Genomic DNA, 13488 nt, shown 5'->3' on the forward strand with positions numbered 1-13488 from the left:
TTGAGGCTGCGGGCGTGCTTGATGATGCGCTTCTGGGTGCCGATCAGCGCCTCGTCGCCGATCTCCACGCCCAGGTCGCCGCGGGCCACCATCACTGCCTCGCTGGCCTCGATGATGGCATCCAGCGTGGCATCGCTGGCCACCGCCTCGGCGCGCTCGAGCTTGGCCACCAGGCCGATCTCGCGGCCGGCCTCGCCCAGCAGTGCGCGGGCCTCGACCATGTCGGCGGCGCTGCGCGGGAAGGACACCGCCAGGTAGTCGACGCCGATGGCCACGGCGGTCTCCAGGTCGGCCTTGTCCTTGTCGGTCAGCGCCGGGGCGGACAGCCCGCCGCCCTGCTTGTTGATGCCCTTGTTGTTGGACAGCTCGCCGCCCACCACCACGGTGGTGTGGATGGCGCTGCCGTCGACCTTCGCCACGTCGAGCACCACTCGGCCGTCGTCGAGCAGCAGGCGGTCGCCGGCGGCCACGTCATCGGCCAGTTCGCGGTAGTCGCAGCCGACCCGCTCGGCGTCGCCGGCCTCGCGGTCGAGGGCCACGTCGATGACGAAGGGCGCGCCCTCGGCCAGGCTGACCTTGCCGTCACGGAAGCGGGCGATGCGGATCTTGGGCCCCTGGAGGTCGCCCAGGGCGGCGACGCTTCTGCCCTGGCGGGCGGCGATCTCGCGCACTGCGGCCAGCCGGCGGCGGTGGTCGTCCGCCGAGCCGTGGGAGAAGTTGAGGCGCACCACGTCGACGCCGGCGGCGATCATGGCTTCCAGCACGCCCTCGCGGTCGCTGGCGGGGCCCAGGGTGGCGACGATCTTGGTGCGGCGAACCGGTTCGTGGATCGGGGCATGGGGCGGCAGGGTCATGAGCTCCTCGGCAGTACCAGGATGGCACGAAAGTCGTTGACGTTGGTGCGCGTCGGCCCGGTCACGATCAGGTCGTCGAGCGCTTCGAAGAAAGTATACGCATCATTGCGGGACAGATAGGCGTCCGGGTCAAGCCCCAACGTCTCCATGCGTGCCCAGCAGGCCGGATCGAAGATCGCGCCGGCGTTGTCCTCGGAGCCGTCGATGCCGTCGGTGTCGATGGCCAGGGCGTGGATGCCTTCGGCGCCCCGGAGGGTCGAGAACAGTCCCAGCAAATACTCGACGTTGCGTCCGCCGCGGCCGTCACCCTTGACCGTCACGCTGGTTTCGCCGCCGGACAGGATCACCAGCGGCCGCGTCAGGCCGTCCTGGGCGGAAAGCGCCATGCGCCCCTGGGCCCGGCCAAGCTCGCGAGCTTCGCCTTCCAGGTCGTCGCCCAGCAGCCGCACCTCGACACCCTCGTCTTCGGCAGCCTCGCGGGCCGCGGCCAGGGCGTCGCAGGCACGGGCCAGGATCTCGCTCTCGTCCCGGGCGAAGCCCGGATCGTCGGGGCGCGGCGCCTCGGTATTGGCCTCGAGCTGGTGACGAACCGCGTCGGAGATCTCGATGTCGTAGCGCTCGAGGATCGCCAGCGCCTCGGCCGGGGTACTGGCATCGGGCAATGTCGGGCCGGAGGCGATCAGCGAGGCCTCGTCGCCGGGCACGTCGGAGATCAGCCAGGTTAGCACCCGGGCCGGGTGGGCGGCGGCGGCCAGGCGGCCGCCCTTGATCGCCGACAGGTGGCGGCGCACGGTGTTGATCTCGCGGATCGGCGCGCCGCTTCTCAGCAGCGCCTTGTTGATGGCCTGCTTCTCGGCCAGCGGGATACCCGGCGCCGGCAGGGTCATCAGCGCCGAGCCGCCGCCGGAGATCAGCGCGATGACCAGGTCGTCCTCGCCGAGGTCCTCGACGGCCTCGAGCATGCGACGGGCGGCCTTTTCGCTAAGGTCATCGGGCATCGGGTGCGAGGCCTCGAGGACCTCGATGTGGCGGCACTCGGCGCCCTGACCTTCAGGGCCCTGACCTTGAGGACTCTGCTCTTGAGGACCATGGCCGTAGCGAGTCACCACCAGGCCGGACAGCGGCGCCTCGGGATGGCGCGCCTGCCAGGCGCGTTCCAGGGCGGCCGCCATGGCGGCCGCCGCCTTCCCGGCCCCTACCACCAGGGTGCGGCCGGCCGGGGGATCGGGCAGCCGGTCGGGCAACAGCGTGTCGGGATGCACGGCCGAGACGGCGGTCTCGCCGAGCCGCTTCAGCCAGGCGCGCGCTGCCTCGGGCCGCTCGCGGGAAAGCAGGGGGGAAAGGGCATTCATTCGGGGGTCTCCTTAACAAAAGGGCCCGGTGATGAGCCAGGGTCTACAGGGGAAGACTCTACACCGGGCAAAGGACCGTCAAGCGACGGTCCAGGTAGACGACGACCCGACGCCTACCATCAGGGAGCAGTCACCTCCCCTGTCCCCCGCCGACCGTCGCCCGACGGCCGGCGGGACGGACTCAGCGGCTGCCGATCTCGTGATCGGCGAGCTGTTCCAGGGCACGGGCGATGCCGGCGTGGTCCCAATCGGCGCCGCCGTGGGCGACGCAGGCCTGGAACAGCTGCTGGGCATTGGCGGTACCGGGCAGCGCGAGATTGAGGCTACGCGCGCCTTCCAATGCCAGGTTGAGGTCCTTCTGATGCAGCTTGATCTTGAAGCCGGGATCGAAGGTGCGGTTGATCATGCGCTCGCCGTGGACGTCGAGGATCTTCGACTGGGCCAGGCCACCGAGCAGCGACTCGCGAACCTTGGCCACGTCGGCGCCGGCCTTGGAGGCGAACAGCAGCCCCTCGGAGACCGCTTCGATGGTCAGGGCGACGACGATCTGGTTGGCTACCTTGCAGGTCTGGCCGGCGCCCTGGTCACCGATATGGGTGATGGTCTTGCCCATGATCTCGAGCAGCGGCTTGGCGCGCTCGAAGCCTTCCGGGGTGGCGCCGACCATGATGGTCAGGGCAGCGTTGATGGCACCGCCCTCGCCGCCGGAGACCGGGGCGTCGACGTACTCACCGCCGGCGTCCTGGATGCGCTTGGCAAATTCCTGGGTGGCCAGCGGGGCAATCGAGCTCATGTCGATCACCAGCGTGCCGGGCTTGAGGCCCTCGATGACGCCGCCCTCGCCGAACAGTACCTCTTCGACGTCGGGGGTGTCCGGCACCATGGTGATGACGATCTCGGAGGCCTCGGCGACCGCCTTGGGATTGTCGAGTTCCTGCATGCCCTTGGAGGCCAGGGTCTCATCCAGGGTGCCGCGCTTGACGGTGGTCAACTCGTGGCCGGCGTCCATCAGGTGGCCCGCCATGGGACGGCCCATGATGCCGAGGCCAATAAAACCGATCTTGCTCATGATGATTCTCCTGTCACTTGCGTGATGCGTCGCATCGTCTCTTGATCTTTCCTGGTGCGAAACGCGTTACGAGCTCGAGATGTCGAGCGCAGTCGCGTTTCAGCGAACGCTATCCAGCCAGCCCAGACCTTCCTGGGTCGACCCTGCCGGCTTGTACTCGCAGCCGATCCAGCCCTGATAGCCCAGGCGATCGAGGTGACCGAACAGGAAGGGATAGTTGATCTCGCCGCTGCCCGGCTCGTGGCGCCCCGGGTTGTCGGCCAGCTGGACGTGGGCGATGCGATCGAGGTGCTTCTCGATGGTCGGCGCCAGGTCCCCTTCCATGATCTGCATGTGATAGATGTCGTACTGCAGCTTCAGGTTGTCGCTGCCTACCTCGTCGAAGATCGCCAGCGCCTGCGCGGTGCGATTGAGGAAGAAGCCCGGAATGTCGCGGGTGTTGATCGGCTCGGCGATCAGCAGGATGCCGGCGGCCTGGAGCTTCTCGGCGGCGAAGCGCAGGTTGTCGACCAGCGTCTTGCGGGCCTCGTCGTCGCTCACGCCCTGCGGCTGGATGCCGGCCAGGCAGTTGACCTGGGTGTTGCCGAGCACCTTGGCGTACTCGATGGCGCGATCGACCCCGGCGCGAAACTCCTCGACGCGGTCGGGATGACAGGCGATGCCCCGCTCGCCGGCGCCCCAGTCGCCGGCCGGCAGGTTGAACAGTACCTGGGTCAGGCCGTTGTCATCGAGACGCTGGCGGATCTCGGCGGCCTCGAAATCGTAGGGGAAGAGATATTCCACGCCCTTGAAACCGGCCTTGGCGGCGGCCTCGAAGCGGTCGAGGAAATCGACCTCGGTGAACAGCATGCTGAGATTGGCGGCAAACTTGGCCATGTGAATCTCCCTGTGTCTTCTCGTGTATGTCAGCGTACTTCTCGAGCCGCCCGGCCACCGGTCCCCACCGATGGCCGGGCAACGGTCGTCCTCAGCGCAGGGCAGCAATGGAGCTCGGCGCGTCGGCGACGTTCTCGGCCAGGTCCTCGAACTCGTTGATGCCGGCCAGGTCGGTGCCCATGGAGATGTTGGTCACCCGCTCGAGGATCACTTCGACCACCACCGGCACGCGATACTGCTTCATCAGATCACGGGCCTCGGCGAAGGCCGCGCCGATCTGGTCGGGCTCGGTGACGCGGATCGCCTTGCAGCCCAGGCCCTCGACCACGGACACGTGGTCCACGCCATAGCCGTTGATCTCGGGGCAGTTGATGTTCTCGAACGACAGCTGCACCTGGTAGTCCATGTCGAAGCCGCGCTGGGCCTGGCGGATCAGCCCCAGGTAGGAGTTGTTCACCAGCACGTGGATGTAGGGCAGGTTGAACTGCGCGCCCACGGCCAGCTCCTCGATCATGAACTGGAAATCATAGTCGCCCGACAGCGCGACGATGTCGGTGTCCGGATCGGCACGACGCACGCCCAGGGCGGCCGGAATGGTCCAGCCCAGCGGACCCGCCTGGCCACAGTTGATCCAGTGGCGCGGCTTGTAGACGTGCAGGAACTGGGCGCCGGCGATCTGCGACAGGCCGATGGTGCTGACGTAGCGGGTGTTCTTGCCGAACGCCTTGTTCATCTCTTCGTAGACGCGCTGCGGCTTGACCGGCACGTTGTCGAAGTGCGTCTTGCGCAGCAGGGTGCGCTTGCGCTCCTGGCACTCCTCGGCCCACTGGCGACGATCCTTCAGCTTGCCCTCGGCCTTCCACTCCTTGGCCACCTCGACGAACAGCTCCAGTGCCGCCTTGGCATCGGAGACGATGCCATAGTCCGGCCCGAAGATGCGGCCGATCTGGGTCGGCTCGATGTCCACGTGGACGAACTTGCGACCCTCGGTGTAGGTGTCCAGCGTCCCGGTGTGGCGGTTGGCCCAGCGGTTGCCGATACCCATCACGAAGTCGGACTCGAGCATGGTCGCGTTGCCGTAGCGGTGCGAGGTCTGCAGGCCGACCATGCCCGCCATCAGCTCGTGGTCGTCGGGAATGGTGCCCCAACCCATCAGGGTCGGGATGACCGGCACGCCGGTGAGCTCGGCGAACTCGGTGAGCAGGTCGCTGGCGTCGGCATTGATGATGCCGCCCCCGGCCACCAGCAGCGGCTTGTCGGCCTCGTTGAGCATGCCCAGCGCCTTCTCGATCTGGGCGCGAGTCGCGGCCGGCTTGTAGGCCGGCAGCGGCTCGTAGGTGTCCGGATCGAACTCGATCTCGGTCATCTGGACATCGATCGGCAGATCGAGCAGCACCGGGCCCGGACGCGAACTGCGCATGATCTGGAAGGCCTGCTGGAAGGCACGCGGCACCTGGGCCGGCTCGCGCACGGTGATGGCCCACTTGGTGACCGGGCCGGCGATGGCCTGGATGTCGACCGCCTGGAAGTCTTCCTTGTGCAGCTTGCTGGCCGGCGCCTGGCCGGTGATGCACAGGATCGGGATGGAGTCGGCGGAGGCCGAGTACAGGCCGGTGATCATGTCGGTGCCGGCCGGCCCCGAGGTGCCGATGCACACGCCGATATTGCCCGGCTGGGTACGGGTATAGCCCTCGGCCATGTGCGAGGCGCCTTCGACATGGCGTGCCAGGACGTGATCCACGCCCCCGACCTTGCGCATGGCGGCATAGAAGGGGTTGATGGCGGCGCCGGGCAGGCCGAAGGCGACATCAACGCCTTCCTTCCGGAGCACGTGAACGGCAGCTTCCGCGGCAGTCATACGAGCCATGACGAATCCTCCAGTGACGGGTTCTATTTTTTGGAAAATATTTCTGTATACAGAGACTAGACCCGTGCCGGGAGCGCCGTCAATACTTTTTGGAAAACATTTCCAGCTTTTGGATTCCAAAAAAATACCCAAGCCATATCAGAGGCTTGGGATATTGGAAAATTCATCCATAAATTCAGTGATTCCGATGCCAGGCGCCATACCCCTGAAGGGGTATGACCCGGCCCGAAAGTACCCGCTCGTATACCTCAGGGCGCGAGGTGCAGGCTCGCCTCGCCGATGCCGGCGAAGACCAGCCGGGCCCGCTGGCCGGCGGGCATCTCCACCACCCCGTCGAAGGTCCCGGTGGTGATCACCTCGCCGGCGGCGAAGCCCTCGCCGTCACGGGCAATGCGGGCGTTGACCATCTCCACCAACAGCGCGGCCGGATCGCCGCCGGGATGTTCTCCCCGGCCGGCCAAGGCCTCCCGGCCGTCGAGGATCAGCCGGTACTCGGCATCGACCATCTGGTCGAGCGCCCCGGGCGCAACGCCACTGCCGAGCACGAAGCCGCCATGGCTCAGACCATCCGCCAGCTGCCACAGCGCCGGCACTTCCGGCCAGGCGTCGAAGCGGCTGTCGACCACCTCGATGGCCGCATGCAGGCTGGCAACCCGGGCGGCGATCTCGGCCAGGGTGTAGGGGGCGTCGCGGACAGGGATGTCCTCGCCAAGCACCACGGCGAGCTCCGGCTCGAGAAACACCACATAGTGGTCGCAGCGACGAAAGCTCCCGGGCGAGGCCTGGTTGCGCTCGACAAACAGCCGGGAATAGCGCGGCGTCTCGCCGCGCACGATGCCGCCCAGCTTCCAGCCGGCATCGGTGCCCAGGGTCGCGGAGACCCGCTCCTGGATGGCGTAGGCGTCGGCCTCCTCGGCCAGCGGGATGTCGTGGGGCACCGGGATCGCCCGTCCCTCCCGGTGTGCAGCGATCAGGCGCTCGGCGCCAGCACTGATGATCTCGTCTCGTATCATGTTCAGAACCCCTTGGCCGCGCCGCGCGGCCGCGCCGGCTGGGGCCTGTCGCACTTCAGGAACTGCCCATGGCCCGGCTCGGCAACGGGCCGGCCGTCCCGCGAGACCACCTCTCCCCGACACAGGGTCAACACCGGCTTGCCGGTGAGCTCCAGCCCCTCGTAGGGGGTGTAGTCCACGGCATGGTGCAGGTCGGCGTTGCGCACTGTGGTGCGGGCGGCGGGATCCCACAGTGTCAGGTCGGCGTCGCTGCCGATGGCGATGGTGCCCTTGCGCGGATAGAGGCCGTAGATCTTGGCCGGCTGCGTGGCGGTCAGTGATACGAAGCGGGTGGCATCGATGCGCTGCTTGACCACCCCCTCGGAGAAAAGGATCGACAGCCGCGTCTCCAGCCCAGGGATGCCGTTGGGAATGTGCGCGAAACCGGCCGACTCGCCGTGCAGCTTCTTGCCCTTGGGATCCTCGTAGCGGAAAGGCGCATGATCCGAGGAGAACACCTGGAAGACGCCGCTCTCCAGGGCCTCCCAGACCGCCTCCTGGGCAGCGGGATCCCGTGGCGGCGGGCTGCACACGCACTTGGCCCCCTCGAACCCCTCCTGATCCAGGTCGGAGGCGGTCAGCATCAGGTACTGGGGACAAGTCTCGCCGTAGACCCGCAGGCCGCGGCTCTGGGCCCAGCGGATCTGCTCGATGGCCTCGGGGCCGGAGACGTGCACGATCAGCAGCGGCACGTCGATCAGCTCAGCCAGCGAGATCGCCCGATGCGTGGCCTCCCGCTCGGCGATGCTCGAATGCGCCACTCCGTGATAGTAGGGCGCGGTCCTGCCCTGCTCCTCGAGCAGCTCGGTGAGGTAGGCGATGCAGTCGGCGTTCTCGGCGTGCACCATCACCATGCCACCTTCGCGGCGGGCCATGGCCAGCACGTTGAGCACCTCGCGGTCGTTGAGCTTGAGGTCGTCGTAGGTCAGGTAGATCTTGAACGAGCTGTAGCCCTCCTCGATCAGCGCTGGCAGCTCCTCCTTGAGCACCGTCTCGGTGGGGTCGGTGACGATCATGTGGAAGGCATAGTCGACGACGGCCTGCCCCTCGCTGCGCCGATGATAGTCCTCCACCGCGGCGCGCAGGCTCTGGCCCTTCTGCTGCGCGGCGAAGGGAATCACCGTGGTGGTGCCGCCACAGGCCGCCGAGCGTGTGCCGCTCTCGAAACCATCGGCCATCACCGCACCATCGCCGAGCGGCTGGTCCAGGTGGCAATGGGCGTCGACGCCGCCGGGCATCACCCACAGCCCCTCGGCGTCGATGACCTCCCCGGCCTCGCCCGGTTCCTGGATCAGCTCCTGGCCCAGGGCGACGATGCGCCCGTCCTTGATGCCGATATCGGCGATATAGCGATCGGCAGCGGTGATCAGCTGCCCGTTGGTGATCAGTGTGTCGAAGCGTGACATGTCGCGTGCCTCGTCGAGAGTGTCAGAAGGGGCCGGCGCAGGCGCCGACCCAGTGAGAGAAGAGTCTTCGTCAAGACCTGAAAGTCGTCGAGCGAAGGCTAGACAAGGCAAAAATCAGCGAAAAAGCGGAGTTTACGATCAGTAAATGAGCATTTTGAGCTGATTTTTAAAGCCGTGCAGCCGAGCGCAGACACTTTCAGCGTGGCTAGCTCATGGCGTCGGGGAGCCACAGCACCAGCCCCGGCCACAGCGTGATCAGCAGCACGAAGAACAGCATGATGGCGAGAAACGGCAGGCTACCGAGCATGACGTCGCCGATGGAGCCTCGCCCGCGCACGCCCTGGACCACGTACAGGTTCATGCCGATGGGCGGGGTGATCAGCGAGACCTCCATCATGATGACCAGGAAGATGCCGAACCACACCGGGTCGAAGCCGAACTGCACCACCATGGGTACCACGATGGGCACGGTGGCAATCATCATTGACAGGGTCTCGAGGAAGCAGCCCAGCACCAGGTAGAAGATCACCAGCGCCAGGATCAACCCCAGCGGCGAGAGCCCCAGGTCGGCGACCCACTGGGTCAGGGTATGGGGAATACCGAGGATGCCGACGATGTAGTTGAGGAAGAAAGCCGCCACGATGATCAGCATGATCATCGCCGTGGTACGGGCCATCGACAGGAAGCACTCGTGCAGCATGGCAAGCGTCAGCTTGCGGTTGATCGCAGCGAGCACCAGGGCTGCCACCACACCGAGGGCCGCGGCCTCGGTGGGGGTGGCCCAGCCGCTGTAGATGCTGCCGATGACGATGGCGAAGACGCAGGCCGGCGGCAGCAGATCCACCAGCGAAGCCAGGCGCTCTCGCCACGAAGCCAGCGGCTCGGCCTCGCCTGCCACCCCCGGGCGCAGCAGGCTGAAGGCCATGATCGCCAGCATGAAGGCCGCCGCCAGCGCCAGGCCCGGCAGGACCCCGGCGATGAACAGCTTGCCGATGGAGGTATTGGTGATCGCACCGTAGATGATCATGTTGATGCTGGGCGGAATCAGGATGCCCAGCGTCGCCCCGGCTGCAAGAGTGCCCAGCGCCAGCCGCTCGCTGTAGCCACGCTCGGCGAAGGCAGGCAGCGCCACGGTACCGATGGTAGCGGCGGTGGCCACCGAAGAGCCGGACATGGCGGCGAAAACCGAGGATGCCCCGATGTTGGTGTGCAAAAGCCCGCCGGGCATGCGGTTGAGCCACACCGACAGGGCGCTGTACATGCGCTCGGTGATGCCGCTGCGAAGGAGTAATTCTCCCAGCAGGATGAACAGCGGAATGGCGGTGAGGATGAAGTCGTTGAGCGTCCCCCAGAGGGCATCGCCGAAGGAGTACAGCAGCGGCGTGCCCAAGTACGTCAGGGTGCCCAGGGCGGCCACCGTGAAGATGGCCACCGCCACGTGGATGCCGGCCGCCATCATGCCCAGCATGATGAGAAAGCCGATCAGGACCTCGAATGCAGTGATCATGACGCTTTCCCCTGAACAGTGTTGGCCAGACCCTCGGCCGGAGCTTGCCCGGCATAGTCCTCACGGGCCTCGTCGAGGTCGTCCCGGGCACTACGGGGACCATAGTCCCGGTTGAGCGCCCCCAGGCGGCCGGTGGCCAGCTGCCCCAGGGCATGCAGGGCCAACAGGCAGGTAAACAGGGCGAAGACGCCAAGCCCAAGAACCCACAGGGTCTGGGGAATCCACAACGGGGTCTGCAGCGGGGTGCTGGCGAGGCTGCCGAACTCCAGCGTCTCGTGCAGCGTGGCCAAGGCCCGCCACAGCATGAACAGCGAAAAAATCGCCAGCATCAGCATGGCCAGGGCGTTGAGAAGCGCCTGCAGGGCCTTCGGCAGGCGGGCCATCAACACGTCGACCCGAGTATGGGCACGGTGCAGCAGGGCGTAGGCGAAGCTGAACGCGACGCCGATCGCCAGCACGTAGCCGCCGATCTCGTCGACGCCCTGCAGCGAGAAGTTGAAAAGCTTGCGGGCGATCACCTCGAAGGTGATCAGCAGCGACAGGCCCAGCGCAGCGTAGCCGGCGGCCACGGCGGCGCCGTGAGCCAGTCCGCGGGCGAGCCAGTAGGGACTCCGGGATACCATCGGGCACCTCCAAGGATGCCCCGGCCTTGGCCGGGGCACGGGTTGACGACGCTTACTGGATGCTCAGGCCGGTAGCTTCCCCGACAGTGGCATTCCAATCCTCGGCGCAGCCGTCGTACTGCTGGCTGCAGGTCTCGGCCCACACCGGCAGCACCGCCTCGCGGGTGATCGACTCGACGAGCTGACGGGCAGCAGGGTCGATCGTCACCAGTTCCATATCGTAGGCCTCGTGGTCGGTGCAGCTATCCTGGCCGGTATTGCAGGCAATGGCGTCGTCGTTGACGTCGTAGGCCAACTTCCACATCTGATCTTCCAGGCGGGAGAAGGCTTCAGTGAGATCACGCTGCTGCGTCTCGCTAAGGCCGTTCCAGGTGTCCAGGTTCATGAAGTGTCCCTGGACCGAATAGGCCAGCGGCAGCGGTACGAAAGTGTCGGTGACCTCGGGCCACTTGCCGTTGTTGCCGGCGGAGGGCGCCGTTACCCCGCAGTCGGCCACGCCGCGCTGCAGGGCCAGGTAGACCTCACTGAACGACAGCGTCACCGGCGTCGCACCAAGTCCTTTCACCAGCCTTGACATGGAGGGCGTGAAGACCCGCACCTTCTTGCCCTCCAGGTCCTCGACGCCATCGATGTCGCCGTTGCAGAACATCATCTGCGGTCCGAAGGGCCACAGCGTCATCAGCTTGGCGTTGAAACGCTCCTGCAGGCGCGCGTCGAACTTGTCTCGCACAGCATTCACCGCCTCCCGCTGGGCATCGAGCCCTGGGGCAACGCCGGCCAGGTCGATGCCTTCGAAGAAGGGCTCGTCCCGGGAGGCCATGCCGATCTGCACCGACATCACATCGAACGCCCCGGAACGGATCAGGCGCAGGGCGTCGGCCGCCTCGACGCCGATGGCATCCATGGGGTTGTAGACGACCGCCAGGTCGTCCCGGGCATCGAGCTCGCTGAAGAAAGGCCGCTCCACGCCCTCCACGTGGAGCTTGTTACCGGAAAAGTTGCCGACGGCGCGCAACATGGTTTCATTGGCCTGGGCCAGGCCTGCGATCAGCAGGCTGGCGGTCAGCGCTCCGCCAAGTGCGATTCTCCTGGACGTCATGGTTGGCATCGGGTCACCTCTTGATTGGGATTGTTGGGTGGTCTTGCCGTTGCGTCTTGCCGCTGTTGTCGGGCTCACGCCGCCAGGCGCGGGTCCCGGAAGAGTCGTCCCCAGTCCGCGAGGCGGCTCGGATCGACGCCGCCCAGCGCGAGCGTCTTCCACACCGTCACGCTGACCGAGTCGTAGATGGGAATGCCGAGCTCCCGCTCCAGCTCGGGCACGATTCGGGCACCCCGCAGGTTGGTGCACAGGATGGTGATGGCATCCGGCTCGGCCCTGGCCACCTCGCGCACCATCCCGGCCAGGGTGTCCTCGTCGTACTCGGAGAAAGAGAAGTTGCCGCGATCGTTGAGATGTCGCTCGGCCACCACCTCGATGCCTGCCCCGGCATAGTTGTCGACGATCGCCGCCTGGATGTCGTCCAGATAGGGCGTCACCAGCCCTAGCCGGGTCACAGCGGTACGTTCCAGCGCCTCGTTGAGCGCCAGCACGCTGGTGGTAGCCGGCACTCCGGTGGCATCGAGGATGGCGGCACACAGCCGGCGATCGCTCTCGAAGCCCAGCCAGCTTGCGGAGGTGCCATTCCAGGCGATGACGTTCATGCGCGCGTCGTTGAGCAGGCGGGCGGCCTCGAGCAGCGGCGCGGGATCGAACTGCGCGAGCGCCGCTTCGCGCAGCGAGATCTCCTTGACCGTGAAGCGCTGGAAGTGCGCCGTGACCGCTGGCGCCAGGTCGTGCAGCAGGGCGGCCGTGCAGGGCTCCAGCACGGTGTTGGAGGACGGCGTGAGCATGCCGATGAGAGTGCGATCCATGGGGCAATCCTTGTTTTTGTCGTATTCTGCATTTTGAATTCAAAATACACGAACGTCAGCGTTGCACAAGCGAGAGATTTTGCAAGTACACTTTTCCCTCGCTGCATCGCCCTCAGGAGATTCCATGGATCACACCTCCCTACCCACCGAGCCCGCCACGTCCCGCACCACCGCGCCGCGGCTGAGGCGCCTGTCGCTCTATGAGGTGGTCGCCGAACGACTGCGCGAGATGGTGCTGGAAGGCGAACTGCCGCCGGGTAGCCGAATCTCGGAAAAGCGGCTCTGCGAGAGCTTCGAGGTCTCGCGTACGCCGCTGCGCGAGGCGCTCAAGGTGCTGGCCAATGAGGGCCTCGTGGAGCTGCTGCCCAATCGCGGGGCCAAGGTGACCGAAGTGGATCCGCAGGCGGTGGCCGACCTGTTCGAGGTCATGGCGGAGCTGGAGGGGCTCTCGGGACGCCTGCTGGCCGAGCGGGCCGACGAAACGGCGATCGCCGAGGTTCGAGAGCTGCACGAACGAATGCTCGACCACTACCGACGCCAGGAGCGCCAGGACTACTTCGCCCTCAACCAGCGCTTGCACCGTCGCCTGACCGAGATCGCCGGTAACGGCGTGCTGCTCGAGCTGGAATCCTCGCTGACGGTCAAGGTCACTCGGGCCCGCTACGCGGCCAACCTCCAATTGGGACGCTGGGAAGAATCGGCCAGGGAACACGCCGAGATCCTGGAAGCCCTGGAGGCCCGTGATGCCGTGGCCCTGTCACGCACCATGCGAGACCACATGCGCCGCACCGGCGAGGCGGTGCTCCAGGGACTGGGAGTGAATGGATCACCAGACAAGAAATAGAAAAATATAAATATATGTTTTAACTGATAAAATAAAAAAATCGTATCCTGTATTTTGTATTTCCAGATAACCTGACCTATGGTTTTCCTGAGTCGTCACCGCGCCGCGGCGCGACCATTTACCGCCC

The 13488-nt window shown here is 66.2% G+C and carries 12 protein-coding genes; 1 reads left to right on the top strand and 11 read right to left on the bottom strand.

What is annotated here, in order from left to right:
* The 11 genes from FHR96_RS00005 to FHR96_RS00055 all read right to left on the bottom strand — a co-directional run.
* A partial coding sequence (locus FHR96_RS00005; protein WP_246392684.1) for a pyruvate kinase occupies positions 1-854 on the bottom strand: 854 nt, incomplete at its 3' end.
* Positions 851-2206 carry a glycerate kinase type-2 family protein gene (locus tag FHR96_RS00010; RefSeq protein WP_183385597.1) on the bottom strand — a complete coding sequence of 452 codons (1356 nt, stop codon included), beginning with the start codon at positions 2204-2206 and terminating at the stop codon, positions 851-853. The genes FHR96_RS00010 and FHR96_RS00005, both read right to left, overlap by 4 nt.
* Positions 2207-2387: 181 nt before the next feature.
* Entirely contained in the window at positions 2388-3275 is an 888-nt protein-coding gene (locus FHR96_RS00015; protein WP_183385598.1) for a 2-hydroxy-3-oxopropionate reductase, read from the bottom strand.
* A 99-nt stretch (positions 3276-3374) separates the two neighbouring features.
* Positions 3375-4151, bottom strand: coding sequence for a hydroxypyruvate isomerase (hyi, locus tag FHR96_RS00020; RefSeq protein WP_183385599.1), 777 nt, complete (start codon positions 4149-4151; stop codon positions 3375-3377).
* A 91-nt stretch (positions 4152-4242) separates the two neighbouring features.
* The gene (gene gcl, locus FHR96_RS00025; protein ID WP_183385600.1) at positions 4243-6018 is read right to left on the bottom strand and encodes a glyoxylate carboligase; all 1776 of its coding nucleotides are present in this window, start codon (positions 6016-6018) and stop codon (positions 4243-4245) included.
* Between the two features lie 248 nt (positions 6019-6266).
* Positions 6267-7031, bottom strand: a complete 765-nt coding sequence (locus tag FHR96_RS00030; protein WP_183385601.1) for a fumarylacetoacetate hydrolase family protein — start codon at positions 7029-7031, stop codon at positions 6267-6269.
* 2 nt (positions 7032-7033) lie between these two features.
* Positions 7034-8476: a dihydropyrimidinase gene (gene hydA, locus FHR96_RS00035; RefSeq protein ID WP_183385602.1), complete on the bottom strand. Its 1443-nt coding sequence runs from the start codon at positions 8474-8476 to the stop codon at positions 7034-7036.
* Positions 8477-8681: 205 nt separating this feature from the next.
* On the bottom strand, positions 8682-9983 hold the full coding sequence (locus FHR96_RS00040; RefSeq protein WP_183385603.1) for a TRAP transporter large permease: 1302 nt from the start codon (positions 9981-9983) through the stop codon (positions 8682-8684).
* Positions 9980-10606: a TRAP transporter small permease subunit gene (locus FHR96_RS00045; RefSeq protein ID WP_183385604.1), complete on the bottom strand. Its 627-nt coding sequence runs from the start codon at positions 10604-10606 to the stop codon at positions 9980-9982. Before FHR96_RS00045 ends, FHR96_RS00040 begins: the two co-directional genes overlap by 4 nt.
* Positions 10607-10658: 52 nt before the next feature.
* Positions 10659-11714, bottom strand: a complete 1056-nt coding sequence (locus FHR96_RS00050) for a TRAP transporter substrate-binding protein (RefSeq protein WP_221195637.1) — start codon at positions 11712-11714, stop codon at positions 10659-10661.
* A gap of 65 nt (positions 11715-11779) precedes the next feature.
* Positions 11780-12517 (bottom strand): maleate cis-trans isomerase family protein, encoded by a 738-nt coding sequence (locus tag FHR96_RS00055; RefSeq protein WP_183385605.1) that lies wholly within the window; start codon positions 12515-12517, stop codon positions 11780-11782.
* Positions 12518-12641: 124 nt separating this feature from the next.
* Between FHR96_RS00055 and FHR96_RS00060 the strand changes: the two genes are divergently transcribed.
* Positions 12642-13361, top strand: coding sequence for a GntR family transcriptional regulator (locus FHR96_RS00060; protein WP_183385606.1), 720 nt, complete (start codon positions 12642-12644; stop codon positions 13359-13361).
* Positions 13362-13488: the final 127 nt, after the last annotated feature.

The organism is Halomonas organivorans (assembly GCF_014192055.1).
GTDB classification, from domain to species: Bacteria; Pseudomonadota; Gammaproteobacteria; order Pseudomonadales; family Halomonadaceae; genus Halomonas; species Halomonas organivorans.